Origin of the sequence: Mangrovihabitans endophyticus, assembly GCF_014646155.1 — a bacterium.
In the GTDB taxonomy this organism is placed as follows: Bacteria; Actinomycetota; Actinomycetes; order Mycobacteriales; family Micromonosporaceae; genus Actinoplanes; species Actinoplanes endophyticus.
Genome location: NZ_BMMX01000201.1, coordinates 1 through 528, shown reverse-complemented (window position 1 = coordinate 528; position 528 = coordinate 1). Strand labels below are relative to the sequence as shown.

The window sequence follows — 528 nt, the reverse complement described above, 5'->3', positions numbered from 1 at the left end:
TCATAATCCACACGAACGATTGATTCTTGCACTATCTTAATCCTTCTATTTAAAGCTTGCTTGGTTTAAGCATTTTAAAATACCCCCTTAAAGGAGCGTCATACCCCTCTAAAGTTTTAGAGTGATCCGTTTTATCCAAAAAATCTTCCAAATGGAAACCCTTTGTTTTGGTTATAGGGGTGATTGTCATTGTGTTGACGGTCGTTATCATTCAAAACAGCTCTTCTTTAAAAGAAGAAAGAGAGCGAGAAAGCGCTATTAAATCCGGCACTAAAAAGAGTTCTTTCGATGACGCTAATCTTGCAGAAGAAAACAAGCCAGAGCCAACGCCTAAACTAGAAGAAAAACCAAAAGAACAAGACAAGCAAGAAAAAGAAGCGATCAAAGAATATCCTAATACCATTTATATTATCCCTAAACGAGAGATTTGGGTGGAAGTGATTGATTTAGATGAGAAAAAAAATTCTTTTCAAAAGGTTTTTAAAAAGAGTTATTCTTTAGAAACCAAAAACCACCGCTTGTTGTTGC

The 528-nt window shown here is 35.4% G+C and carries 1 protein-coding gene; it reads left to right on the top strand.

Going from position 1 to position 528, the window contains the following annotated elements; all coding sequences use genetic code 11:
- Positions 1 to 179 precede the first annotated feature (179 nt).
- Positions 180 to 528: hypothetical protein (locus tag IEY73_RS34915; RefSeq protein WP_229716462.1), on the top strand; the 349-nt coding region annotated here is incomplete at its 3' end.